General features: G+C 37.2%; 25 protein-coding genes. 12 read left to right on the forward strand and 13 right to left on the reverse strand.

Features of this window, described 5'->3' with window-relative positions; genetic code table 11:
* The first annotated feature begins 32 nt into the window (after positions 1-32).
* The 5 genes from LQ227_RS12590 to LQ227_RS12610 all read left to right on the forward strand — a co-directional run bounded on the left by LQ227_RS12590 (position 33) and on the right by LQ227_RS12610 (position 4,224).
* Positions 33-2,234, forward strand: coding sequence for a peptidase domain-containing ABC transporter (locus LQ227_RS12590; RefSeq protein WP_230149514.1), 2,202 nt, complete (start codon positions 33-35; stop codon positions 2,232-2,234).
* 17 nt (positions 2,235-2,251) lie between these two features.
* Positions 2,252-2,560, forward strand: a complete 309-nt coding sequence (locus LQ227_RS12595) for a hypothetical protein (protein ID WP_230144661.1) — start codon at positions 2,252-2,254, stop codon at positions 2,558-2,560.
* An 89-nt stretch (positions 2,561-2,649) separates the two neighbouring features.
* Complete coding sequence (locus tag LQ227_RS12600) at positions 2,650-2,829, forward strand: hypothetical protein (RefSeq protein WP_230144662.1); 180 nt, start codon at positions 2,650-2,652, stop codon at positions 2,827-2,829.
* Positions 2,830-2,890: 61 nt separating this feature from the next.
* Entirely contained in the window at positions 2,891-3,073 is a 183-nt protein-coding gene (locus tag LQ227_RS12605; protein WP_121283822.1) for a hypothetical protein, read from the forward strand.
* Positions 3,074-3,132: 59 nt separating this feature from the next.
* Positions 3,133-4,224 (forward strand): carboxypeptidase-like regulatory domain-containing protein, encoded by a 1,092-nt coding sequence (locus LQ227_RS12610; RefSeq protein WP_230149516.1) that lies wholly within the window; start codon positions 3,133-3,135, stop codon positions 4,222-4,224.
* 41 nt (positions 4,225-4,265) lie between these two features.
* Here LQ227_RS12610 and LQ227_RS12615 read toward each other — a convergent pair whose 3' ends face one another.
* From LQ227_RS12615 to LQ227_RS12650, 8 genes are all read right to left on the reverse strand, one after another.
* On the reverse strand, positions 4,266-4,730 hold the full coding sequence (locus LQ227_RS12615) for a 4'-phosphopantetheinyl transferase superfamily protein (RefSeq protein ID WP_230149519.1): 465 nt from the start codon (positions 4,728-4,730) through the stop codon (positions 4,266-4,268).
* A complete protein-coding gene (locus LQ227_RS12620) occupies positions 4,720-4,980 on the reverse strand; it encodes an acyl carrier protein (protein WP_230149532.1) in 261 nt (86 codons plus the stop codon). The genes LQ227_RS12615 and LQ227_RS12620 overlap by 11 nt, the downstream gene beginning before the upstream one ends.
* Positions 4,973-6,250 (reverse strand): beta-ketoacyl synthase, encoded by a 1,278-nt coding sequence (locus tag LQ227_RS12625; protein WP_230149534.1) that lies wholly within the window; start codon positions 6,248-6,250, stop codon positions 4,973-4,975. The genes LQ227_RS12620 and LQ227_RS12625 overlap by 8 nt, the downstream gene beginning before the upstream one ends.
* The gene (locus tag LQ227_RS12630; protein ID WP_230144666.1) at positions 6,243-6,680 is read right to left on the reverse strand and encodes a 3-hydroxyacyl-ACP dehydratase FabZ family protein; all 438 of its coding nucleotides are present in this window, start codon (positions 6,678-6,680) and stop codon (positions 6,243-6,245) included. Before LQ227_RS12630 ends, LQ227_RS12625 begins: the two co-directional genes overlap by 8 nt.
* Positions 6,681-6,698: 18 nt before the next feature.
* Entirely contained in the window at positions 6,699-7,751 is a 1,053-nt protein-coding gene (locus LQ227_RS12635) for a type III polyketide synthase (protein ID WP_230149535.1), read from the reverse strand.
* A complete protein-coding gene (locus LQ227_RS12640; protein ID WP_230144668.1) occupies positions 7,748-8,461 on the reverse strand; it encodes a methyltransferase domain-containing protein in 714 nt (237 codons plus the stop codon). Before LQ227_RS12640 ends, LQ227_RS12635 begins: the two co-directional genes overlap by 4 nt.
* A gap of 3 nt (positions 8,462-8,464) precedes the next feature.
* Positions 8,465-9,592, reverse strand: a complete 1,128-nt coding sequence (locus LQ227_RS12645; RefSeq protein ID WP_230149536.1) for an NAD(P)/FAD-dependent oxidoreductase — start codon at positions 9,590-9,592, stop codon at positions 8,465-8,467.
* 425 nt (positions 9,593-10,017) lie between these two features.
* The gene (locus LQ227_RS12650; RefSeq protein ID WP_230144670.1) at positions 10,018-11,157 is read right to left on the reverse strand and encodes a sterol desaturase family protein; all 1,140 of its coding nucleotides are present in this window, start codon (positions 11,155-11,157) and stop codon (positions 10,018-10,020) included.
* 209 nt (positions 11,158-11,366) lie between these two features.
* Here LQ227_RS12650 and LQ227_RS12655 point away from each other — a divergent pair, with 209 nt between their 5' ends.
* The 4 genes from LQ227_RS12655 to LQ227_RS12670 all read left to right on the forward strand — a co-directional run bounded on the left by LQ227_RS12655 (position 11,367) and on the right by LQ227_RS12670 (position 16,567).
* Positions 11,367-12,524, forward strand: coding sequence for a carboxypeptidase-like regulatory domain-containing protein (locus LQ227_RS12655; protein WP_230149537.1), 1,158 nt, complete (start codon positions 11,367-11,369; stop codon positions 12,522-12,524).
* 186 nt (positions 12,525-12,710) lie between these two features.
* The gene (gene lpxK, locus LQ227_RS12660; RefSeq protein WP_230144672.1) at positions 12,711-13,772 is read left to right on the forward strand and encodes a tetraacyldisaccharide 4'-kinase; all 1,062 of its coding nucleotides are present in this window, start codon (positions 12,711-12,713) and stop codon (positions 13,770-13,772) included.
* Entirely contained in the window at positions 13,744-14,559 is an 816-nt protein-coding gene (locus tag LQ227_RS12665; RefSeq protein ID WP_029275454.1) for a purine-nucleoside phosphorylase, read from the forward strand. Before lpxK ends, LQ227_RS12665 begins: the two co-directional genes overlap by 29 nt.
* Before the next feature lies 1 nt (position 14,560).
* Positions 14,561-16,567, forward strand: coding sequence for a putative porin (locus tag LQ227_RS12670; RefSeq protein ID WP_230149538.1), 2,007 nt, complete (start codon positions 14,561-14,563; stop codon positions 16,565-16,567).
* A 67-nt stretch (positions 16,568-16,634) separates the two neighbouring features.
* Here LQ227_RS12670 and LQ227_RS12675 read toward each other — a convergent pair whose 3' ends face one another.
* Positions 16,635-17,375, reverse strand: coding sequence for an outer membrane beta-barrel protein (locus LQ227_RS12675; RefSeq protein ID WP_230149539.1), 741 nt, complete (start codon positions 17,373-17,375; stop codon positions 16,635-16,637).
* A 283-nt stretch (positions 17,376-17,658) separates the two neighbouring features.
* A complete protein-coding gene (locus LQ227_RS12680) occupies positions 17,659-18,840 on the reverse strand; it encodes an asparagine synthetase B (protein ID WP_230144815.1) in 1,182 nt (393 codons plus the stop codon).
* A 233-nt stretch (positions 18,841-19,073) separates the two neighbouring features.
* On the opposite strand from LQ227_RS12680, the gene LQ227_RS12685 reads away from it, so the two are divergent.
* Both LQ227_RS12685 and LQ227_RS12690 read left to right on the forward strand, forming a co-directional pair.
* Entirely contained in the window at positions 19,074-19,535 is a 462-nt protein-coding gene (locus LQ227_RS12685; protein WP_029275450.1) for a peptidylprolyl isomerase, read from the forward strand.
* A gap of 145 nt (positions 19,536-19,680) precedes the next feature.
* Positions 19,681-20,223, forward strand: a complete 543-nt coding sequence (locus LQ227_RS12690; RefSeq protein WP_057932097.1) for a DUF5606 domain-containing protein — start codon at positions 19,681-19,683, stop codon at positions 20,221-20,223.
* Positions 20,224-20,283: 60 nt separating this feature from the next.
* On the opposite strand, the gene LQ227_RS25580 is transcribed toward LQ227_RS12690, so the two are convergent.
* Entirely contained in the window at positions 20,284-20,412 is a 129-nt protein-coding gene (locus tag LQ227_RS25580) for a hypothetical protein (protein WP_256449212.1), read from the reverse strand.
* 208 nt (positions 20,413-20,620) lie between these two features.
* Positions 20,621-21,094 carry a 23S rRNA (pseudouridine(1915)-N(3))-methyltransferase RlmH gene (rlmH, locus tag LQ227_RS12695; protein ID WP_108198206.1) on the reverse strand — a complete coding sequence of 158 codons (474 nt, stop codon included), beginning with the start codon at positions 21,092-21,094 and terminating at the stop codon, positions 20,621-20,623.
* A gap of 113 nt (positions 21,095-21,207) precedes the next feature.
* Between rlmH and LQ227_RS12700 the strand changes: the two genes are divergently transcribed.
* Positions 21,208-23,022 carry a DNA mismatch repair protein MutS gene (locus LQ227_RS12700; RefSeq protein WP_230149540.1) on the forward strand — a complete coding sequence of 605 codons (1,815 nt, stop codon included), beginning with the start codon at positions 21,208-21,210 and terminating at the stop codon, positions 23,020-23,022.
* Between the two features lie 60 nt (positions 23,023-23,082).
* On the opposite strand, the gene LQ227_RS12705 is transcribed toward LQ227_RS12700, so the two are convergent.
* The gene (locus tag LQ227_RS12705; protein WP_230144676.1) at positions 23,083-23,967 is read right to left on the reverse strand and encodes an AraC family transcriptional regulator; all 885 of its coding nucleotides are present in this window, start codon (positions 23,965-23,967) and stop codon (positions 23,083-23,085) included.
* Positions 23,968-24,165 lie beyond the last annotated feature (198 nt).

Here is a 24,165-nt window from a genome sequence, read left to right on the forward strand (position 1 = left end):
TCTCCAGTCTCGCATCTAATATCTCCCTTCTAATGTCTACACTAATAAAACAACGCGATATTACCGATTGTGGCGCTGCTTGTTTGGCATCTATAGCTGCATTTTATAAATTAAAAATGCCTGTTGCGCGCATCCGCCAATTGGCCAGCACCGATCAAAAAGGAACCAATGTTTTAGGTTTGATAGAAGCTGCAAATAAACTGGGTTTTGAAGCAAAAGGCGTAAAGGGCAGTTTAGATAGTCTTTCTAAAATTCCATTGCCAACCATTGCGCATGTGGTGGTAAAGAAGCAATTGCAGCATTATGTAGTTATTTATAAAGTAACCGATAAATCCATTGAAGTAATGGACCCCGGTGATGGGAAAATACACCGCAAAACTATTGACGAATTTACAAGTGAATGGACAGGTGTACTGGTTCTGTTGTTACCTGATGAGGGTTTTAAGCAAGGGAATGAAAAGGTCGATACCAAAAGCCGCTTTTGGAACCTGATTAAACCGCATAAAAGTATTGTAACGCAGGCACTTTTTGGTGCTTTGATTTATACCATTCTTGGACTATCTACCTCAGTTTTTGTTCAAAAAATAACCGACCATGTTCTGGTAGAAGGTAATCGGAACCTGCTTAATTTAATGAGCTTAATGATGGTGGCCATTTTAGCGCTGCAATTATTTATTGGAACGGCTAAAACTATTTTTACAATCCGCACGGGCCAGCAGATAGATGCCCGATTGATATTGGGCTACTACAAACACCTCTTAAAACTGCCTCAGCAGTTTTTCGATACCATGCGGGTGGGCGAAATTATCTCAAGGGTAAATGATGCCGTTAAAATAAGGGCTTTTATCAACGATGTTTCCATTAACCTGGTTGTAAACGGCTTTATTGTTGTATTCTCTTTTATTTTAATGTTCAGTTACTATTGGAAACTCGCCTTAATGATGTTGGCGGTTATTCCATTGTATTTACTGATTTATTTCATCAGCAATAAACTGAACAAGAAAATGCAGCGCAAGTTGATGGAGGAGTCGGCCGAGTTGGAATCGCAATTGGTTGAAGGCTTAAATAATGTAGCCACAATTAAAAGATTTGGTCTTGAAAGGTTTACCAACGAAAAAACAGAAACTCATTTTATTGGCCTGCTCAGAACAATTTATAAATCAGGATTAAACTCTGTTTTCTCTGGAACATCAACCGAAGTTATTGCCCGTATGCTCACTATCATCTTGCTTTGGGTGGGCGCAGGTTATGTTTTAGATGGCGAAATTACCCCTGGGGAATTATTTTCCTTCTATACCCTTATTGGTTACTTCACTGGTCCGGCTACTTCCTTAATTGGAGCAAATAAATCTATCCAGGATGCCATGATCGCCTCCGATCGTTTGTTCGAAATTATGGACCTGGAGATTGAACAAAATTCGTCGGGCATTTTCCTTACGAAAGAATTAATGGGCGATATCAGGTTTGAACATGTAGCCTTTAGATATGGCAGTCGTGTAAATGTGTTTGAAGATTTAAACCTAAAAATTAAGGCTGGAAGTTTTACCGCAATCGTAGGAGAAAGCGGATCTGGGAAGTCTACCTTAATGTCGTTACTACAAAATATTTATCCGATACAATCGGGCAATATTTTTATCGGTAATCATGCGCTTAAGTATTTGAACAATGCCTCTTTAAGGAATTTACTAAGCGTTGTGCCGCAAAAAATTGACCTTTTTGCAGGAAATGTAATCGAAAACATTGCCATTGGCGATTATGAACCAAATATGCAACAGATTATTAGTATTTGCACACAACTGGGGATTATCGATTTTATTGAAGCTTTGCCAGAAGGTTTTCAGACTTATTTAGGTGAAAACGGAGCCTCTTTATCGGGCGGACAAAAACAAAGGATTGCAATAGCAAGGGCACTGTACCGCAATCCTGAAATTTTAATTCTGGATGAAGCCACTTCCGCTTTAGATTCGGCTTCTGAGCAGTATGTGCAGCGAACAATAGATTTGTTGAGGATGCAAAAGAAAACAATCATCATCATTGCGCACCGGTTACCTACGATTAGAAAAGCAGATCAGATTATTGTATTAGATAAAGGAAAGGTTGTAGAGGAGGGGAGCCATATTGAAATGATGATTGCAAATGGCCATTACGCCAACTTATGGAAACAGCAATTTGGTGATGATGACCTAACAAGTTTGATAACACCCACACTAGAGTTTGTAAGGGATAACATTTAATTATCATCAGTTTTACTATGAAACTATTAGAATATATCGATCGCATTAAGATTATCCATAAATTGATAAAAGAAAGCCGTACAGGCGCTCCTGAAAATTTAGCAAGAAGGTTATCAATTTCAACCTCGAGATTATATGTAGTATTAGATGAGCTGAAACTAATGGGCGCTCCAATAGAATACTCGAGACAGTTACAAACATATTATTATACCCAGGCATTCGAAGTAAATATTAGCGCCGATTTTACGGTTTTAAAGCCTCAGGAGTTAATGAATATAAATGCTGGTTTTTTTTACCAGCAAAATTATCCACTCCTTTTTTTATAGAGTGGGCAAAAGTAATTTAGTAGCGTTGCAACAAAAAGGCGTATACCGAAAAGCCTTTAACGAGTAGGTGAACTAAATAAATCTAAATTGTGAAAAAATTAAATCTGGAGAATTTCAATGTTCAGGAGATGAGCCGCTCAGAAATATCTCTTATTGAAGGAGGCAGCTGGATTGGCAGGGCGTGGAATTCGATAAAAGAGTTTGTTTTGGATGTAGTGCACGAAATCGTTACCGATGTGGTAGGTGCTGATCCCACTTCAAACCTTTAAATAACTAAATATAAACCCATTGGTCTAAATAGCTGACCTAAAACTAATTAAAAATTATAACATGAAAAATCTAAAAAAATACGAGGTAGAAGAATTATCTTTAACAGAAATGAAATCAATTGATGGCGGAAGCTGGTTTAGCAGAGCATTCGAAGCAGTTGGTAATGCTTTGGATGATGCTTATCATTGGTTACAGGATAATATTGGACTTACCTTAGGCTCAGACGGAGCACATGGAAAATAATTAAACGAAAAGAGCAGGTATTTGTCCTGCTCTTTTTATTTCCTCTTACAAACCATCTTATGTTTAACTATATATTTAACGTTAAAAATGTTTTTTTAGCGACTTTGTTTTTTATATTCTCTGGTAATGTTGATGCGCAATCATTTTACCTTACAGGGCATGTTTTTGATGGTAAAGAGCCTCTAATAGGCGCTTCAATAATAATTTCCGGCAAGCATGTTGGCAATAGTGATGCAGCTGGTTATTTTGAAGTCAGTACAAAATTGGGCGATACATTGAAGGTAACCTTTCCTTTTTATGAAGCTTCCACTTTTGTTTTAACTGATTCACTTCAGAAAAATATAATTTTAACTGCAAAGACATTTCAATTAGATGATGTTCAAGTAAGTTTTAACAAACGAAAAACAATTGATTCATTATTGAACGCATCTTTTCTACAATTAAATCCAAATGCTTTTAACGCAAAGGTTTTTTTGAGGCAGTCTGTTGTTAGAAATAACGAAAAGGTTATCTTGTTAAATGAAGGGCTGTTAAACCTGAATTGTCCTGATTTAAAAGAGCTTATTGTAGCTGGTAGCAGTAAAAAAGTAAAATTAAATATTGATTACGCTTGTAATCCAATTAACTCAAATAGCCGTCCGAAGGTAACTTATGGGAGTAATCCTCAAATTAAATTACGTTTGGGATTATTGCCAAATCATTTCTATGAGCTGGTAAAGTTGAATATTACGGAAGAAAGTATTAAATCTGATAGTATTAATATCGTTATTAATGTTAAAGGAAACCTTTCTGCCAATGAAAAGCTTGTGGTTTCTTACCTATGGATTTTGGATAAAAAAACTAATTCATTAAAACAAGCCCGGTATTACGAGCAATATGTAAATAAAAAGCATTTTTTATTTTATGATTATGCTTATCTAAATAATGAACTCTTTTCTGGATCTATAAGTGCAAAGCAAGTGATTGGAAGAAATTCCTATTCAACAAATGATGAAATATTTGTATTCCGTCAAATGGGTGCAGATATAGATAAATGGAATTTTGATGTTAATAAGTGTGGGTTAGAAAAATACCTCGAACAAACTGGGGATTGTGATGAATTGAGCAAATTTAAAACTAAACATGAAATACCAGTTCATAGATTCTTTTAGTTTATCAGATCTGCCTTCTTAACTTTAAAGCATAAGCTTAATTAATACACCAAAGCCAAATACTGCCCATGATGGCTTATACAGCCTGGTTTAGTGCATTTATAGTTACTTGGATGATTTGGTGATTCGTAAATGGTTACTTTAATTTCTTCTAGCTTGCCATAAACAGGAGCAGCAATGGTATGAATATATTGTAGCTGTATGTCGCTTTTAGTGAAATATGTATCGTTGTCTATACTTACTATGCCTTTTATCTGATCGATGTTTGGATAAATAGTGCAGTTTAAACTTTTAGGGGCGAAATTTCTGATTCCGGTTTTACGGTTATAAATTTTATAAGCCGATTCTTTCATACTCCATAACAGCCATACCATTTCATCAGGTTTTTTTGCTGACGCAACCAGTAACTGTTCTTTGGCGGTGAAAATTTTATCGAGATAATTTTTACGCCTCCAGTTACTTTGGATTTTAGCCAGATCCAGATCAACGATATCGTTACCCAGCATGTGCTTCCAGTTTTTCTGCTATAATTTCGGTGGTGGCTTTTACTGTAAGCATTTTAGCCATCGAATCGTTGTCTATTTCGATGTTGAATTTCTCTTCAATATCTAAAACAATATCAACCAGGTTGGCCGAATTTATTTTTAAATCGTTTATAAAATCGGTGTTTTCGTCAATATGTGCCAGGGCTGATACCTCCTCGCTATAAGGTTCAACTATTGTTTTTAAGGCTTCGATAATCTCTTCTTTATTCATAGGTATATTTTTTAAAAATAATGCAGGCGTTAATATCACCAAAACCAAAACTGGCTTTAGCTAAGATATTAAATGGTTGTTGAATTAAAGTTTGCGGAATGCATTTCGCATCAATTAAAGCGGAAATCTCGGGGCTTAGGTCTTCGCAATTAATATTGGGAAAAATAAATCCTTCTGAAAGCTCAAGCATTGAGGCTACACATTCTATGCTCCCTGATGCTGCAATACAATGGCCAATCATACCTTTTAAAGAATTGATATACGGAAAATCATCGGCAGGTAATTGTAGTGCTGCTTTCCAGTTTTCTATTTCCAGGGCATCTTTGGTGGTTGCGGTAAGATGGCCATTAATCACATCGATTTCCTGAGCTTCAATACCCGCATTTTTTAATGCTGTTTGGATACATCGCTGTACAGCGGTAGGATTTGGTGCAGTCATCGTACCTAAGCCCCGCTGACCGCCAGAATTGATATGGCCGCCGAGTACTTCGCCATATATTTTGGCTTTTCTAGCCATTGCACTTTCGAGCGATTCTAATACCAAAGCACCCGCGCCGCTTCCAGGTACAAAGCCACTTGCCGTTTCACTCATAGGGCGGCTACCTTTTTCCGGTTCATCATTATGTTTAAAGGTGCAAACTTTCATGGCATCAAAACCACCCCAGATATAAGGGCCGCTATCGCTTGTACTTCCTGCTAACATTCTTGTAGCCTGACCTGTTTTAATTCTTTCGTAAGCCAGCAATATGCTTTCTGCTCCTGTTGCGCAGGCAGATGAGTTGGTACTTACCTGATTACCTAAGCCGAGCTTGCCGCTGATAAACGCACTCACACCGCTGGCCATGGTTTGTATCACTACAGAACTTCCCAGTTTTTTGATTTCAAGCGCATCTATTTTATTAATTGCCCATCTAAATTTATCTATACCAGAAGTGCCTGCTCCGAAAATAGTACCGCTGTCCCAGTCGGGTTCTTCATTATTTTCGATGGTTAAGCCCGCATCTTTCCAGGCATCCAAGCCAGCAATAACACCATATATAATTCCTGTACTGTTTAGGTTTCGTAATTCAAGCGGTGTAAAATACTGGCTGATCCGCTTTTCGCTAAGTACTGGCTTGCCTGCAATCTGACAAGAGAAGTTTAAGGCTTCCAGATCGGGCTGATGGCGGATGCCAGAAAGTCCTTTTTTTATGGCATCTGAAAACTCATCAATGGTAGTGCCATTGGGTGCGCATACGCCTAAACCGGTAATTACGACTCTGTTACCCATTTCCTTTTGATATTAACATGCCCGAAATACTGCCTTTGCAAATTATTTCGCCTGCTGCATTTTCCATTTTTACTTTGCAACTCAGTTTATTAAACCTAAAATACACTTTCTCACTCGTTACCGTAACCCGCTCACCAGGGTAAACCGGTTTTAAAAAGTCAATAGCGTTTGAAGTCATGGCGATGGATATATTTTGATCAATATCTTTTAACAGGTAAATACCTAAACAGACCAATCCAATCTGCGCCATGGTTTCAGTGAGGATTACTGCCGGGGTAACAGGGTGGTTTTTAAAGTGACCTTTGTAAAAGGGAAGGTCTTTAGCGTAAGTATAAGTGCCTTTCGTTCCATTTTCGTCAACATGCAGCAACTCATCAACAAATAGAAAAGATTTGCCGTAAGGGAGTTTAGCTAAGATCTTTTTTTTCATTTGTGATTAGTTGAATGATTACCATTGTAAAAGTATGCGCTGTGCCGAAAATCCAGGACCAAAACTTAACATCAGTCCTTTTTCTCCGGGCATTGGCTTTTTATCCATAATCCGTTCTAAAACATAGAGAACTGTTACGCTGCTCATGTTTCCATAAAGCCTTAAAACTTCTTTCGTTTCGTCTATATTTTTGCCTAGCTGGCCAAATAATTCTTCAACAATCTGGATAATTTTTTTTCCACCCGGATGAAAGATTAAATGGTTTATATTATTAATGTCGAGATCATTTTTGGAAAGAAAAGGATGAATAATAGCTGGAAAATGATTGGCAATGGTTTCCGGAACTGCCACATCCAGTACCATTTGCAATCCGGTATTGGTAAGTTTAAATCCCATCATCTCTTCAGCATCATAAAAATGGTACATTTCTTCAGCCAAAATCTCTGGCCCACTATCTTCTTCATTCGAACTTAACAGTACACAGGCGGCACCATCGCCAAATATTGCTGCACTTACAATGTTGGCCATCGAAAAATCGTTTAATTGAAAAGTTGCCGTTGGCGATTCTACCGCAACAACTGCGGCCCGTTTACCAGGATTTGCTTTCAGAAAATTCTTGGCATAAATCATGCCTGATACACCAGCGGCACAGCCCATTTCAGTAACCGGCAGGCGCACAATATCCTGGCGGAGTTTAAGTAAGTTGATCAGATAAGCATCTAAAGAAGGGATCATGATACCGGTGCAGCTCACCGTAATGATGTAGTCTAAATCCTGAGCTTGCCAGTTGGCTTTTTCGAGTGCGGTTTCCAAACATTTGGCACCCAGTTTTATCCCTTCTCTTACATAAATATTGTTTCGCTCCTCAAAACTTAAATCACTAAAAACCGCTTCGGGCGACATGATCGAGTATCTTTTATCTACCGCGGCACTTTCAAAAATCTTTTTTACCTTTCGGATAAAGCGATCATCCTGATCTTTTAGCCAAATATCTAGAAATGGTAAAATCTCATCAGTTGACCTCCAGAATTCGGGCAAGGCTTTACTTACTGCTTTTACGGTTACGCTCATATTGTTTTAATTATCCATTGGTAGCGGAAAGCCCATTTCCATTTTATTGAACTCGATTTCAGCTTTAATTGTTTGCTATATTTAAGCAAATCTGCCCTTTTAAACCCACGCAGAATTGATACTAAGCCGTCTTCTCTAGACATGTCATTTAAACGGAATACATAACACAAAGCTTTAAACAAGTAATACGCTACTGCACTTCTTTGCAGGTCGTTTATTACAATGCCCATTGTTGCCAACCTTTTAAAATTCTCAAGCAGATTAATAATTTCTTCATCTTTAAAATGATGTAGGGTTAAAGTACAAAGCATAATGTCGCAAGGTTCTGTTTTACTTAAATCCTCAAAAATATCGCTACAGGCGTAGGTTATATTGGGATAGTTTTTGGATAAACTTTGCGCATGATTTATCGTGAACCTATTGGCATCTATCCCTTTTAAAATAAAATGTAAACCTTGTTTATTTGCATAATCTGCCAAAGAGCGCAACATATCTCCATTTCCACAACCAATATCAGTAATACGAATAACCTCGTCCTTTGGTTTGCTGGTGATTAAGCTTTTAACTCCTTCGAGTGTAACTTTATTACCACCAAGGAGTTGATTGATGCTGGCTATTTTATCCAGTGCATCGCGTAATATCTCACCTTCCATGGCAAAGTCATCCATAATCTCCGGCGCTGTACTTCTATATGTGGTATCTACTGGCATTTATTATAAAATCTTGATCGGTTTACCATGTGTCTGCTTAATTATTTTGTGGAGAAGAAAGGGCATTTTAGTCAACGCACTCATGGCCAAATTTTCGAATTTATTGTTCCTCAGCAAAGAAGATAATACGCTGCCCACTTTTAAGCGGCTTTTAAATTCTTTATTCCAGTGTAAAGTATAAGTTTTTTCTAATGCTACACGCGAACCAATTTTTCCCTCTATTCTTTGATGCAAAAGTTCTGAAACAATTTTAGCACTGTGGATGGCCATGGCCATACCATTTCCACAAAGTGGATGAATTAATCCGGCAGTATCGCCAATCATTAAAATATGGTTATACACAGGTTCTTTAGTTTCGAAAGAAATCTGACTGATGGTTAATGGTGTATCGAATAAACAGGTAGCATTTTCGAGAATAGCTTTCAAATGCCTGTTTTTATAGACTGCGTTTTCCTGGAAAGCAAGCAGGTTTTTGTGTTTTTTGAAACGCTCATAGTTAGCCAGGTAACAGATATTTAATCGATCATTTTCAACCTTCGAAACGCCACAATAGCCACCTTCAAAATTATGAAGGCTTACCAGGTTATTCGGAAAATCGGCTTTGTAATGCGCTTTAACTGCTAGATAGGGCGATTGTTTGTTGATGAAATTCCGGTTTAGCTTAACATCAATTGCTGACCTTTTTCCATAAGCACCAATAAGGTATGTTGCAACAAAAGCGTTTTTAGCAGTTGTTACTGTAAATTGATTGTTGGCAAAGTTAATCTGTACAACGCGATCATGAATTACGTTTATTTTTCTCCTGATCAGTTCGGTATACAGATAATGATCGATGGTGTATCTGCTTAAACCAAAGCCGCCAAGGGGTAATTTAGTTTTGATGCTTTTGCCAGAAAGGGAAGTGAAAAGCAATTCGCTTATTAATGTGGGAGCCAGATTTTCAATATCCAGACCGAGCCATTCAAAATAGGGGAGCACTTCATTAGAAACATATTCGCCGCAAACTTTATGGTGGGGATAGGTATCTTTTTCGATCAACGTAACATTTAAACCCGCCTTATTCAGGTGGAGTGCTGCTGTTAAACCTGCCAATCCACCACCAATAATTAAAATTTCTGTTTCGGCCTGCATATAATAAGATGGAACCCCAATATAACATTAAAACTCGGGTTTGTTCCATTTAAGCTTCTTTAACCACTGAGGTCATGGAGAGAAAAACACAAAGTGCACTGAGTTGGCTGTGTAATGTACTAACATGCTGTCAGATGTTACCATCTGACAGTTTCATTTGTGCTCGTTCCCAAACGAGTGCACAACAGCTTTACGATTTTGTCGTTTGTGACGATTGATTGTCTTTTCTGGGAGGTTCAAAACTTAAATAGTAGCACCACTGTTCCAGATTTAAACGGGATTGTAGCGGTATCCTTTTGTTTTCCTTCAAAACAAAAGATTTAGCGGAAAGCCCGACTAACGTTGATAATATTTGCGGGTATTACTTTCCTAAAAACCCGATGAAATATAATCCAATCTGCTTTGATTTTCAAATGAAAGCCAGCTTATCTGTCACTTCTTTCTTCCATATTCAAGTCGGTATCAAACGGACTTTTTGTAAATGGATAAATGGTTTGTTTAACAAAACCTTTCGGATACGAAGCTTCATGTACACCTGTTCCGGCGGGCCATTCTTTGCCTGGTAAATAATAGGTGCCAAACATCATATCGATAAAGGGAAATATTGAGGCGAAGTTATGTCCATAATATTTAGGGTCTTCGCAATGGTGCCAATGGTGATATTGGGGTGTTGTAAAAATGTATTTTAACGGACCAAAATTAATCCTGGTATTGGCATGGATGAGTACTGCATGTATTGCAATAAATATAATGTATACATTGAAAACGGTAGATGAAAAGCCCAAAACATAAAGCGGGATGAAAGTCATTGCCCTGGTGAAAAATATATCTATAAAATGGGTACGGCTTCCCGCCAGCCAATCCATATTTTGTGTAGAATGGTGTATGGAATGGAAACGCCATAAGGATACCCGGGTATGGAAAAAACGATGTGCCCAGTATTGAAACAAATCGGTACTGAAAAAAGCCAAAAACAAAGCCACTATAAATGGAAGACCCTGTACCCAGGTGTGCAATTTATCTAAACCTATCCAACCGAAAAATAATACTGCAGGTTTTTGGGTTACAATGCCAAAAAACTGAATAAATAGGTGACTGATTACAAAATAGGTTAAATCGGTACGCCATTCTTCGTGGAATTTGGTTTGCTCATTATTTTTTGGGAAAAACAATTCTAAAGGGACAAAAATGGCAACCATTAATAGGAGATCTAAAATCATCCAATCAAGGCCAAAATGCCAGCCCGATTTGGCTACATCTCTACCTTCTACACTCAAAGCCCCCAATATTACAGCTAAAGCACCGAGTGCAAAGCCTGGCCAGGCCCATTTTAGTTTTTTACTAAGGATTAAACTTAACAATGAAAAGAAGAATGCTGCAATAACGCCTCCAAGCATTAGGGCTTCCATACTGTTTTTTGTGTATATTTCACGGAATTCAGGCGTGGTTAACTTCTCTGGATAATGAAAACAGAGAATGCCAAATAAGGCCAATACGGCTAAAAAAATAGAAATATATCCACTAATCTGGCCTTGGCCCACTACTAATCTTTTGTTCGGAGACATTAAAATATGTTTTTGATAGATAACAATGATAATAAAAAAAGATAATATGGTCGAATAACTTTTGTTAGTTCATTGTTTAATACTTAACCGACCCGAACGCCCTGCGCCGAATACCCAACTTAATCCAGTATATTTTTGTTATTTAAAGAGAATAATTATTTTACACCTAAATAATCAAATATTAGCTAAATAAAGCCTCAAATCTACCTATGTCATATCACTCAAAAATCATAATCTCAATCGTAATAGGCTGCTTTTTCATCTCCCCGCGCGCCTTGGCGCAACAGCTTATTAAAGGACAAGTGGTTAACGAAGCCAATAAAGGTATCGCATCCGTATCGATTTATAATAAGCAGAAATTAATTGCCCTGAGCGATCCTGAAGGAAACTTCAGCTTTAAAATAGATTCCTTAAATAAAGGTCAATCGCTTTCTTTCAGTTCGGTGGGTTACGAAAGCCATTCGGTTAAGGTTGATGAGCGAAGCAGTACAAGTGACCTCATAGTTAAGCTAAAAGACAAATACACTAAATTGGACGATGTGCATATTTATGCTGCCAATTTTGCTTCTGCCTTAATTAAAAATGCGGTCGCGCACCTTGCCGATACCGGTGTGGTGAGCGAAAAATTGTTGTGTAGGCAGTATATGGTAAAGGATGGCAAATATTATAGTTATGCCGAAGGATTATTTAACCTTCGTACCGATGAATATAAAAACGATATCAGGTTACAGCTTGAGGGACTAAGAAGGCTTAAGGAGCTCAAAAAAACAAGAGGTGTGAAGATTAATTACGCTGTTGATTTAAGAATTGAGCTTAAATCTTATTTTGTAAGTAATCTTAACGATAATATGCTCAGCGGAGATAATGATTACGAAATTGAAGGACAGGTTGAATATGAAGGGACAAAATGTTACAAGATCTCTTTCACAAGGGCAAGAAATGTATTGTACAAACGCAAGAATGGCTGGATTTATATCACGGTAGATAAACACCTGGTTAAAGGAATGGAAAGTAATATCGCTACGATAAACAAAAGCATGATCTGGATAAACAGGCAAAACTACACCATCGATAATGGTTTGTCGAAGTTATCTTCTACGTATTTAAAGTGTAATGTAGTGGCCGGCTTATTTTCGGAAGGAGAACCTTCGGCAGAGATGGAACTGATTTTTCTGGAAAATATTGATCTGGAATTAAAAAACAGCGACAACTATTCTACCCTAAAACTTAGACAGGATTTTTATCAATATCCTAAAAAGAACAATGCCGAATTTTGGGCAGTACTTTATCAAAAGCATAACTTAAAGATTCCGGAGATAATTGTCGAAACCTACAAATCGGATAAAAATATTTTGGAACAATTTTAAATCTATCTGTTCATTCGTTCATCGGGTTATTGTTTAAACCGGTTAATTGACTCCAAACGCCAAACTCTCAACTCCAGACTAAATCATCTTCCTACAAACCATTTCATTGATTAAGGGTTGCTTTATTGGGGATCGGCTTAGCCATGCCTTTCTTTTTTAAATAATCAGTATTTTTGAAACCACGATATGCTACTGAACTATCTACGCCTTTTACTGCTTCCTTTTTCGATCATTTATGGAATGGCTATTCTTCTCCGTAAAAAACTTTATGATTGGGGATTGATGCGATCTGTAAAGTTCGATTTGCCAGTAATCTGTGTAGGCAATTTAGCCGTTGGCGGATCGGGCAAAACACCAACAACAGAATATTTGGTGAAGTTGCTGGCCGGTTATAAAATCGCCATACTCAGTAGGGGGTATGGCCGGAAAACGAAAGGTTTTATTGTTGCCGATGGCGCTGCGACAGCCGAAACGATAGGGGATGAGCCATTACAGTACCATCAAAAATTTGCAGGTGTTACCGTTGCTGTTTGCGAAGACCGTTTAAATGGGATTAAGCAATTGGAAGAGAATCACGATTTAGTTATTCTTGATGATGCCTTTCAACACCGCGCGGTAAGGGCAGGTTTTAATATTCTGCTTTTCGAATTTAGAAAGTTGGGTACTTTGCAGTTTTTATTGCCAGCAGGAAACTTAAGGGATGTTTTCTCCTCGCGTAAAAGGGCCGATGTATTATTGGTTACAAAATCGCCGGTTCCCCTGTTACATGTTGCCCAGCAGGCTGCTATAAATGAATTGCAACCAAATGCCAATCAACCTGTATTACATTCTTATCTCAAGTACGGCGATCTTATTCATTTATACCATAATGAAAGCCGTACGCTCGAGTCGATTAAAGATTTCGAAATTTTCCTGCTCACCGGAATTGCAAATCCTGCTCCGTTAATAGAAGAGCTTGAAAAATATACCAAAACCATTAAACACGAAGAATTCCGGGATCATTATGCTTTTAAAAATGATGATATTAAGAAGTTTAAATCTGTTTTTTTGGCAGGGACTAAAAAAGATAAAATCATTATCACAACAGAAAAGGATAGCAAGCGTTTAAGAGCTACCGGATTTGAAGATTTACTGGTAGATTTACCTGTATATTATTTACCCATAGAGGTTGAATTATTTGAAGAAGATAAGATTACCTTTGACGAACTCATTTTAAACTATGTTAAGAGCAATAGAAGAAACCGTTGAATATATAAAACGTAAAACAGAGAACTTTAAGCCAGAAATAGGTATTATTTTAGGTACTGGCTTGGGTGGCTTGGTAAAAGAAATCGAAGTTGAGCATCAATTGATGTATTCTAATATTCCAAATTTTCCAATTTCTACTTTAGAATTTCATAGTGGGAAACTGATTTTTGGAACATTGAACGGAAAGAAAATTATTGCCATGCAAGGGCGCCTACATTATTATGAAGGTTACAGCATGCAACAGATCACCTTCCCGGTTAGGGTAATGAAAGGTTTGGGTATAGAAAACTTAATTGTATCTAATGCTGCGGGCTCGTTAAATCCTGAGTTTAAAAAGGGCGATTTAATGATTATCGACGATCATATTAATTTGCAGCCAGATAACCCATTGCGTGGTTTAATTGAAAGTGAACTAGGCCCCCGTTTCCCGGATATGAGCCAACCCTATAAACGCGATATCATAGCTAAAGCGCTGGAAATAGCTAAAGATGTAGATATTAATTGTCATAAAGGGGTATACGTTGCCGTTTCCGGACCGAATTTAGAAACTAAAGCTGAGTATAAATACCTGCGTTTGATTGGCGCTGATGCCGTTGGTATGAGTACTGTGCCTGAAGTTATTGTGGCCAATCACGCCGGTTTACCTGTTTTTGCCATCTCTGTGTTAACGGATGAGGGTTTTCCGGAAGATCTGCAACCTTTTAATTTAGAAGAAATTTTAGCAGCAGCCGCCAAAGCCGAGCCTAAAATGACGGAGATTTTAACCCGCTTAATTTCTGAACTATAAGATGCATAAAGTCGTTAAAATCTGTTTTTTTCTCTTACTGCTGTTAGGCATTAACAAAACCTTTGCACAAGATTTAAAAACAAGTGTTGGTACCAACAAAGAATTGGATTCTGTTCGGAAGAAACTAGACTCGGGGAAGGATTCTGTCGTTTTTACCGCAAAATATATCAGGTTTACCAAGCTGTCGTTAACTAAAGACAGTATTGTACTGCTGCCTTTAGATACTTCAACTACGAATATCCAGAATTACAGCCCGCTTTTACAGCCCTTGCACCCAACCATAAACAATGGTAACATGGGCTTGGCAGCCAGACCTTTATTGTATGAACCTAGTAAAAGGATTGGCTTTGACGCAGGATTTCATTCGCTCGATTATTACGCTTTAACGCCCGAAGATATTATTTACTATCAGGCCAGGACCCCTTTTACCAGCTTGTATTTTGTTAGTGCCGGGCAAAAAGAGCAGCTTTTTAGAGCCATCCACACACAGAATATTAAAAAAAACTGGAATGTTGGGGTTAATTTTAACCGTGGCGATTCCAGAGGCTTTTACGCCAGACAACGTGGCGATAATTTGAATGTTGCTGTATTTTCATGGTATCAATCGCCAAGCAAACGTTATAATATGTGGGCATCAGCAATTTTTAATACCATGCGTGCCTACGAGAATGGCTCTACCGTAGCTACAGGTTTATTCGACCCTGATTATACTAAAATTGCAAGAGAGGCTGAACCGGTAAATTTATCAGACTCAAGAAATCTGTACCGTAAAAACACCGTTTTCTTAAAGCAAACCTATTATGTAGGTAGGATAGATACCTCTGCAAATGTGAACAATGCTGTTTTACCAACCAACAAGGTTTCGTATACGTTTGAGTATAATAACGACAGCTTCGATTTTTACAAAAATGGAACGGATGTTAATCATGTACTGCCTCCCGGAATTGCGAGTACAATATTTACAAATGATTCGACCCATGTACAACACATTAAAAATGAATTTATTTATAGTTTCTTTTTAAGACCAAAAAATAGTTCGGTTATTAAAAATGAACTGAAGGTTGATGCAGGTGTAAGGCATGATTATTACAAGCACGAATATTTTGGTATAAAACAAGATGCAACCAATTACGAGCGCAGTAGGTTTGCTCATCAAAACATTACCATTTTAGGTGCAGCGGGCTATCGGTTCTCTAATAATATCGATTTCAATTTAGATGTTCAGCAAATTTTGCAAGGTGAAAATGCAGGCGATTATTTATACGAGGCAAAAAGTAAAATCCTTTTAGGTAAAACCATAGGAAGAATCGAGTTGGGTGCTTATGTACAAAACCAATCGCCAGCGGCTATTTTTAATTACTATCATGGCAACCATTACCAATGGACAAACAGCGATTTTAAGAACACTAAAATTGCCAATTTATCATTTAACTATATCAATGATAAGTATGGTTTTACTGCCGGAGCCAAATATTTCTTAACCAGTAACTATGTTTATTTTGCTGCCGACCATACCAATGGTACAACTGCAATTTTACCAAAACAGGCTACTGCCGATATTAGCTTAATCAGGTTGGATGTATCAAAGAAATCGAGGTTTGGTAAGTTTGTGATGGAAAATTATATCGCTTATCAAAAAACAGATAAAAATGCAGTGTTAAGAACACCGGAACTTTATACTTATAACAGTATTTATTTTGATAATACTTTTTTTAAAGTATTAAAGGCTAATGTAGGATTTGATGTAAGGTACAATTCTGAGTATGGAAACTATTTATATTCACCTGCAACAGCGCAGTTTTATATTGATGAGCGCAATCCAACAAACCTGGCTTCAAAACCAGTAATTGATGTCTTTTTTAAAGCAAATTTAAAAAGGGCCAATATTTTTGTTAAATATGATTTTGTAAATCAGGGTTTATTCCAACCGGGTTATTACACTGTAAACAGGTACCCCATGCAAGATGCCCTATTAAAATTTGGGGTAAGCTGGAACTTTTACGACTAAATAATAAAGCATAAAAAAGCCTCCCGATTTAATAATCTGGGAGGCTTTTGTTTTTAAGGCCTTTCGCTTAGAAAGAATAACCTACAGATAAACCAATTACACGGTTGGTCAATTTATTAGAATTGGCCTGTCTGTCTTTAGGTGTTAAATCTGTTAAACCCAAGCCATAGTTGGCACCTACTAAAAATCCTGAATTTGTGCGATAAGCTAAACCAAAGTTTGCACCAAATTCGGTACTATTATAGTTTTTATCGCTGGCACTACCAAATGTTAGGTCTTTATCATTAGAAGTCGTAACGGTAGCACTGGTATTGTTGGAGTTGTTCACTGTTGTAACCGTGTTTTCTCCTTTGTCTTTACCAGAGATGTTAAAGCCGATATACGGACCAGCACTGATCTGAACGGCGCCGGCATCGCCAGTAGGAATTCTGAATACTGCATTTACAGGTACTTCAATGGTCATTAAATTGGTTTTAATTGAAGATGTGGTTGTAATGGTATTACTTCCTGCGGTTGCTGTGCTTACGGATTCAAATTTATTACCCTTATTCTGTAATGATACGCCTGGTTGAATGAAGAAATTATTTCCTACACCGAAATCACCGAATGCGGTCACATTAAAGCCAACATTGTTTTTTGCATTATCATTAAAATTATTGGCTGCGGCATCATCGCCACCAGCGTGAACCTTTGAAAGGTTAACACCAGCTTTTATTCCAAAGCGAGCAGTTTCACTAGTCATTTTTGTTTGTGCAAATGCACCTGTTGCTAATAATAAAACTGAAGCGCTTAATAATAACTTTTTCATAATATTTTTCTTTTAGAAGAATCTTGTTTAAAATTTCAGGCTTTAACCTGCTGTTAATTACAAGCCTCAATTCCAAAAGCTGTGCCAAAGTATCAAGTCTGTTACAGTTTGTTTGGTAATCTATTGGTTTACAGGGGCTTTTTTGAGCGGTTTCAGTATAATTACGATAGCAATTAGTTATGCCGATAGATATGATTTACTGTCTACATAATAGGAATATCTAGTAGAATTACTAATTTTTTAACCCTAAAAGAAAAGATGCCAAAAGGCGATTACGCTAAAATTATGTTTTTTGAGGTTTCTTTTTCGCTGCGGGGAAAAGAACATTATTTAAGATCAAGCGGTATCCTGGTGAATTAGGATGTAGATTTAAATCTGTTGGCGGATCGCCTACGGCATGTTGATAATCTTCCGGATCGTGCCCGCCATAAAAAGTAAACTGGCCTTTGCCAATTTCTCCATGTAAATACCTTACCTCTGCAGCACCTTTATTTTCACCCAAAACAGTCACACTTGTTTTAACTAAACTCTTTCTGAAAGCCGTGGTTTGCCCCATAAAACCTTTAATCACTTTATCATGATCTTGGGTAAGCATGGTTGGGACAAGATCCCATTTGGCTGAAAAATCGAATAAAGTAAAGTAATCGTTGGTTTGGTTCAGTGTACGGGTTTGAGTAGCGTCGATATCCGAAAATTCATAGTTCATTGGGTTGTTATCTAACTTAAAATTCTGGAAGGCCAAGGTTTTATTAAAATCCAGTTTACTTTGTGCATTTGGGTCTGCAGCATCACCATCAAACATTTGGGCGCAAATATCTACCCCATCAGCAGCAAGGGCAATGTCGAAACTATCAGTGCCCGAACACATTGCAAACAAAAAGCCTCCACCAGCACAATATTCTTTGATGTGTTTGGCAACGGCTAATTTCATTTCAGAAACCTTTTTGTATCCCATGCGCTTAGCTAAGGTTTCCTGGTTTTTTACATCTTCCTGGTACCAGGTTGCGTACCTGAAATTAGCCCAGAAACGGCCGTACTGGCCGGTAAAATCTTCATGGTGCAAATGTAACCAATCGTATTTGCTCAATTTATCCTGTAAAATATCATCATCATAAATTACATCGTACGGGATTTCGGCGTAGGTTAAAACGAGTGTAACGGCATCATCCCATGGTAATTTGCTTTTTGGAGAGTAAACCGCAATTTTTGGTGTTTTCTCCAGCTTAACCATCTCCATATTCACCGCAGGATCGCTGATTTCGTTTAAAAGGTTGGTTGCCTTTCCATCGGCCATTACTTCGTAAGATACGCCACGGATTTTAAGCTCGTCTTCAACTGTTTTATTGTATTTAATTAAAAAACTTCCGCCGCGATAGTTTAAAAGCCAATCAACCTCCAGTTGTTTGCTGATTGTCCAATAGGCAATACCATATGCTTTAAGGTGGTTCTTTTGGTCTTCATCCATGTAAATTAACAAAGAAGAAGCCCTTAGCCCCAAGGAGCAAAGCAGGCAAATGAGCAGGATATAATATTTCTTTATCAAATCGGTATGCTTAAAACACTAAAATACCGCATTTAAACTGTATAGAAAAATTTAATGATGTTATAAGTTATACAATTTTGTTATTTTTGCCCTCTACTAAAAAAATACGATTGTTTTTTTAGTGAATAAAATTTAAAATTAGTACCGATATTGATATGAGTAAAGCAATAATAAAAACAGAAAAAGGCGAAATGACTGTAGAATTCTACGATAATGATGCGCCGAAAGCCGTTGCAAACTTTAAAAAATTAGCTAAAGAAGGCTTTTATGATGGTGTAACTTTTCACCGTGTAATTCCTAACTTTATGGTTCAGGGCGGATGCCCAAATTCAAAAGACCCAGCTAAAGCACATTTGGCAGGTACTGGTGGCCCAGGTTACAAAATTGACTGCGAACTGGACGGAGAAAATCAATATCACGATCGTGGTGTTTTATCTATGGCTCACGCTGGCCGCAATACTGGTGGTTCACAGTTTTTTATCTGCCATAGCAGAACAAATACCGCTCACTTAGACCGTAATCATACTTGTTTTGGTAAAGTAGTTGAGAATGTAGACCTTGTAGATGATATTCGCCAAGGTGATAAAATTTTAAACATAGAAGTTTTAGAAGATTAGTGCGCAATGCGTTTGGCGATAAGCGTTTAGCGCTAATACCAATTGCTCAATATTTAGGTTTTAAAACATTAGAAAACGCGATGCGTTTGGTGGCAGGCGTGTTATAACGCTAAACGCCAAACACTAACCGCTAAACACACATAATATGAATTTAAGAGGAATTGTTGCCGTATCTGGCAGACCGGGTTTATTTAAACTGGTTGGACAAAATAAAGTAGGTTACATTTTAGAAGGCTTAGATGCTCAAAAAACTAAAGTTGTTGCCAACATCACCAACACAAAATTAGCTTCGTTAGAAGATATTACTGTGTATGGCGAAGATGAGGAAATTAAATTGGCAGATATTTTTGCTAAAATTTCAGCAAAAGGATCTACTCCGGATTTGAAAGGCGATTTACGTGCTTACTTTCTTGAAGTAGCACCAGGTCACGATCAAGAGAAAGTTTATGCCTCTGATATGAAGAAAATTATCACTTGGTATAACTTATTAAAAGACCTGCCATTGTTTACTGAAGAAACTCCAGAAACGCCGGGTACACCAGCAGAGGTTAAGTTATCAGAAGAAAAAGCAGCTTCAGATAAAAAACAAAAAGCTACAGGATCTAAAGCATCAGCAAGTGCTAAAGCAACTACTAAAACTTCAGCGCCAGCTAAAAAAGCAAGCATGACGAGTAAAAAAGGCGTTTAAGCTTTATTTACCGAAATTATAGCGAACACCAGGCAATTTGTCTGGTGTTTTTTTATGGGTTTAATCGAAGAAATAATAAAGCAAAGCTATAATAACCAATGATGCAATAATGCTGATCCATAGGTATTTATTGTTGCCATTCTGATTGCTTTTATATCTATACTCCCGTTTATATTTATCTAATAACATAATTTCTTTTATTTAATGATGATTTTTATTCGCGTTTTCCATATTCCCATCTTACTATAACCATTGTCATTGCTAAGCGTGATGTCATTATATAATATGCCCGAGGTAAACATAATTTAACCACAGATAAAAAGGATGCACACAGATATAAAATCCGTGTTTATCTGTGTGCATCTGTGGTTAAAACCCTTAACTTAATGGCATTGTTCTAAGCGTGATGATAAGGTTCTCCTTTTAAAATGCTAAATCCCCGGTAAAGCTGCTCTACAAAAAACAATCTGATCATTTGGTGAGAAAAGGTCATGTCAGACAGCGAAATTAACCCGTTTGCCCTTTTGTAAATGGTTTCATCAAATCCATAAGGGCCGCCAATAATAAAAATTAAATGCTGCACGCTACCAACCATCTGTTTATTTAAGTAGTTTGAAAATTCTACGGATGAATATTTTTTTCCTTTTTCATCCAATAAAATAACAACATCGCCATTGTTAATTTGTTTATGCAGCAACTCTGCTTCTTTTGCCTTTTGCTGGGCCTCGCTTAGGTTTTTAACATTCTTTACATCTGGCAAAGCCACAAAACTAAAGTTAATATAGTGCTTTAAACGGTTGATGTATTTATCAATTCCTTCAATTAGATATTTATCTTCTGTTTTGCCAATGGCGATCAGTGTAATCTTCATTTAATATTTTGCCTATCTTTAGAATTTCGAGATTCAAACTTAGAGAAAATTGTAACAAAAAAGACAATCTATCGATCTTATACCTTCGAAAATATATACACCGAAGCGATATCATGTTAAAACAACAAGTAGAAATAATAGCCGATTACGATCAAAAAATTAAGCAGGTTACTGCTGATATAGCAGAGACCAAAAAAATAATCGATCAACTTTCTTTCATCCGGATAGGCCTGTTCCTGGCCGAAATTTTATTCTTTATTCTACTGTTACGTTCTGCAGATGATGGATTACGCACATTAATTCAGCTTGCATTATTGGTGCCGATTATTGCCTTTGCCTTTATTGTGCGCAGGCAAAGTAAGCTAGACCGCGAAATCGATTTTAAAAAGCAACTCTTATGGGTTTATCAGAATGAATGGAATGTTTTAAACGGAACAGCGAATGGCTATGATCATGGTAAGGCTTTCGAATCTGAACTGCATCCCTATACTTCCGACCTTGATATTTTTGGAAGTGCATCGCTGTTTGCACTGATCAACCGTTGTAGTACCAAAAGCGGAAATAACCTCCTGGCTAAAAATTTCGCAGAAAAACCGACCAGAGATAAGATATTACTCCGTCAGGAAGCCATAAAAGAAATAACAGATAAGATAGCAGAAACTTATAGTTTCAGGGCTAATCTGCATGGTTACGACCCAGATAAAATAGAGCAGATTAAAATACAGCTTAAGCACCAATTGGGCGCACAATTGGAATTTGTAAAGGGCAGTTTTTTGAGGTTTTACGTCAAGCTGGTACCTTATATTTCTGTTGGTTTAATTTTGGCGGCACTTCTTATCAGCGCTGCTTTTTGGAAAATACTGGCACTTCTATTTGTAATACATACAGGGTGGAACGTTTTATTAGGCTCAAAAATTAACAAGGTTTTTTACACTTTTGGCGGAAGTTCGAGTCTGTTAAACGGTTATGCCAGTGCTATTTTATGGACAGAGAATCAAAACTGGAAAAGTTCGTATACCTTAGGTTTATTAGATTCAAAAATCCCGGTAAGCAAAGAAATTAAAGGCTTATCCAAAATTATCCAGAATTTTGATGCCAGGCTGAATATCCTGGTTGGCGGTATATTGAACGCACTTTTGCTTTGGGATTTAAAGTGCTGCATCAGTTTAGATATTTGGTACAAATCATCATCCGAGGATGTGATTTCGGCCCTTGACCATTTAGGCGATTTTGAAGAACTGATTTCATTGGCCACAACAGCCTATAATCAGCCAGATTGGGTTTTTCCAGTGGTAGCAGATCAATTTGCATTAGCCACCACTCATATTGGCCATCCGCTTATTAACGAGCAGGTTCGGGTGGATAATGATTTTCATTTAGAAACCAAACCAACTGTAGATATTGTAACGGGTTCTAACATGGCCGGCAAAAGCACTTTTCTACGTACTTTGGGTATTAATATGATATTGGCTTATACTGGTGCACCGGTTTGTGCCAAAACCATGCAATTATCGGTTTTTTCGATCAATACTTATATGCGGATTAAAGATTCGCTGAACGAAAGCACCTCTACTTTTAAGGCAGAGTTAAACCGCCTGAAAATGATTTTAGATAATGTAGTTAAAGACAAAGATACTTTTGTATTGATTGACGAAATGCTGCGGGGTACAAACAGTAGGGATAAATATTTGGGCTCGAAGGTTTTTATACAAAAGCTGATTACCGAAAAAACACCTGCACTTTTTGCTACACACGATTTACAACTGGCAGATCTGATTATCGATCACCCCGAAACCGTTCGTAATTTCCATTTCGATATCCAGATCACCGAAGGTGAAATGAAATTTGATTATTTACTAAAACACGGACCGTGCAAGACTTTTAACGCAGCTATTTTGCTGAAGGAAATTGGCTTAACCTTGGATTAATGTGCTGTCAGATGTTACCATCCGACTGTACATCGAACATCTGTCTGCCAATAAAAAACATCAGTTAAACCTATTATCGCGGTATTGTTTCGGCGAAATGCCCATGATGCTTGAAAAGAGCCGGCTAAAATAGTAAGGATCGTTAATGCCGACTTTTTGTGCAATTTCGTTAATCCGCAGGTTGGTGAACAGTAAATATTGTGTGGTTTTCTGAATTTTGAGCTGGTTAAAATAATCGATCGGTGAGGTTCCGGTTTTCTTTTTAAAAATGGCCGATAAATAGGAAGGTGAAAGGTAGACAGCCAGTGCCATTTCCTTTAAACTAAGCATCTTTTCAATGTTTTTCCGCATAAAATCTATAACCTCTTCAACTTTATCAGGTTCCATAATTTTATCGTTAACGAGATGTTTATCGGTATAAACAACTTCAGCAATGTATTGGTGGAAACATAAATTGGCATAAATTATATTTTCTCTACTAAAACCTCTTTCCAGTCGGTTGTAAATCGTGTCGAACAACATGTTCCGTTCTTCACTAAAACCCGCATAAGCCTTATAATTCTGTAACGAAGCAACCAGTTGATCAGCACCGGTTCCGGAAAAATGGAACCAATAAATAGTCCATGGTAACGCTGGGTCAGCTTGGTAAGTATGTGCTATTTCTTTTGGGATAATAATGAAATTACCGGCTTCAATATGATAATTGGTATCCTGAAATTCTACGTTTCCTTTTCCTTCTATGCAATAAATCAAAATATGCTGTTCTGAACCATTATTTCTTTTTATATAGTGATTCAATGCCTTACGGTAATAACCAATATCGGTAATAAATAAATTGTTTATGATTTCATTTTTAGTGCACTGTTTTATAAGTACATTCCTGGGGATGATAAAGGCTTTTTGAAAATCAAAACTATTTTTCTGTCCTACTTGGCGTTTCTCCATTGTGATTCTTGATAAAAAGTAAGATAATCCATTTTTTGAGCAAGTTAATACATTTTTGTGTTTTATTTTTTTATTGATCTTTGGTTTAAAGGGAGCGAAATCTTAGCGATTTAGTCTAATAGCCGCCTCTATTGTAATTTTTGATAAATGTTTAGCTTAATTTAACTTTGTATACAGTTAAGAAGCCTAAAAATTAGC

It is taken from the genome of Pedobacter sp. Bi27 (genome assembly GCF_918698255.1).
GTDB lineage: Bacteria > Bacteroidota > Bacteroidia > Sphingobacteriales > Sphingobacteriaceae > Pedobacter.

Excerpts from the sequence above, each read along its gene's own strand:
- LQ227_RS25580 (WP_256449212.1), bottom strand. The coding sequence starts at position 20,412 with ATGTTATTAGATAAATATAAACGGGAGTATAGATATAAAAGCAATCAG.
- LQ227_RS12605 (WP_121283822.1), top strand. The coding sequence starts at position 2,891 with ATGAAAAATCTAAAAAAATACGAGGTAGAAGAATTATCTTTAACAGAA.
- lpxK (WP_230144672.1), top strand. The coding sequence starts at position 12,711 with ATGCTACTGAACTATCTACGCCTTTTACTGCTTCCTTTTTCGATCATT.
- LQ227_RS12690 (WP_057932097.1), top strand. The coding sequence starts at position 19,681 with ATGAATTTAAGAGGAATTGTTGCCGTATCTGGCAGACCGGGTTTATTT.
- LQ227_RS12655 (WP_230149537.1), top strand. The coding sequence starts at position 11,367 with ATGTCATATCACTCAAAAATCATAATCTCAATCGTAATAGGCTGCTTT.
- LQ227_RS12650 (WP_230144670.1), bottom strand. The coding sequence starts at position 11,157 with ATGTCTCCGAACAAAAGATTAGTAGTGGGCCAAGGCCAGATTAGTGGA.
- LQ227_RS12705 (WP_230144676.1), bottom strand. The coding sequence starts at position 23,967 with ATGGAGAAACGCCAAGTAGGACAGAAAAATAGTTTTGATTTTCAAAAA.
- rlmH (WP_108198206.1), bottom strand. The coding sequence starts at position 21,094 with ATGAAGATTACACTGATCGCCATTGGCAAAACAGAAGATAAATATCTA.
- LQ227_RS12615 (WP_230149519.1), bottom strand. The coding sequence starts at position 4,730 with ATGCTGGGTAACGATATCGTTGATCTGGATCTGGCTAAAATCCAAAGT.
- LQ227_RS12590 (WP_230149514.1), top strand. The coding sequence starts at position 33 with ATGTCTACACTAATAAAACAACGCGATATTACCGATTGTGGCGCTGCT.
- LQ227_RS12685 (WP_029275450.1), top strand. The coding sequence starts at position 19,074 with ATGAGTAAAGCAATAATAAAAACAGAAAAAGGCGAAATGACTGTAGAA.
- LQ227_RS12610 (WP_230149516.1), top strand. The coding sequence starts at position 3,133 with ATGTTTAACTATATATTTAACGTTAAAAATGTTTTTTTAGCGACTTTG.
- LQ227_RS12670 (WP_230149538.1), top strand. The coding sequence starts at position 14,561 with ATGCATAAAGTCGTTAAAATCTGTTTTTTTCTCTTACTGCTGTTAGGC.
- LQ227_RS12680 (WP_230144815.1), bottom strand. The coding sequence starts at position 18,840 with ATGGATGAAGACCAAAAGAACCACCTTAAAGCATATGGTATTGCCTAT.
- LQ227_RS12645 (WP_230149536.1), bottom strand. The coding sequence starts at position 9,592 with ATGCAGGCCGAAACAGAAATTTTAATTATTGGTGGTGGATTGGCAGGT.
- LQ227_RS12625 (WP_230149534.1), bottom strand. The coding sequence starts at position 6,250 with ATGGGTAACAGAGTCGTAATTACCGGTTTAGGCGTATGCGCACCCAAT.
- LQ227_RS12675 (WP_230149539.1), bottom strand. The coding sequence starts at position 17,375 with ATGAAAAAGTTATTATTAAGCGCTTCAGTTTTATTATTAGCAACAGGT.
- LQ227_RS12640 (WP_230144668.1), bottom strand. The coding sequence starts at position 8,461 with ATGCCAGTAGATACCACATATAGAAGTACAGCGCCGGAGATTATGGAT.
- LQ227_RS12630 (WP_230144666.1), bottom strand. The coding sequence starts at position 6,680 with ATGAAAAAAAAGATCTTAGCTAAACTCCCTTACGGCAAATCTTTTCTA.
- LQ227_RS12620 (WP_230149532.1), bottom strand. The coding sequence starts at position 4,980 with ATGAATAAAGAAGAGATTATCGAAGCCTTAAAAACAATAGTTGAACCT.
- LQ227_RS12635 (WP_230149535.1), bottom strand. The coding sequence starts at position 7,751 with ATGAGCGTAACCGTAAAAGCAGTAAGTAAAGCCTTGCCCGAATTCTGG.
- LQ227_RS12595 (WP_230144661.1), top strand. The coding sequence starts at position 2,252 with ATGAAACTATTAGAATATATCGATCGCATTAAGATTATCCATAAATTG.
- LQ227_RS12700 (WP_230149540.1), top strand. The coding sequence starts at position 21,208 with ATGTTAAAACAACAAGTAGAAATAATAGCCGATTACGATCAAAAAATT.
- LQ227_RS12665 (WP_029275454.1), top strand. The coding sequence starts at position 13,744 with ATGTTAAGAGCAATAGAAGAAACCGTTGAATATATAAAACGTAAAACA.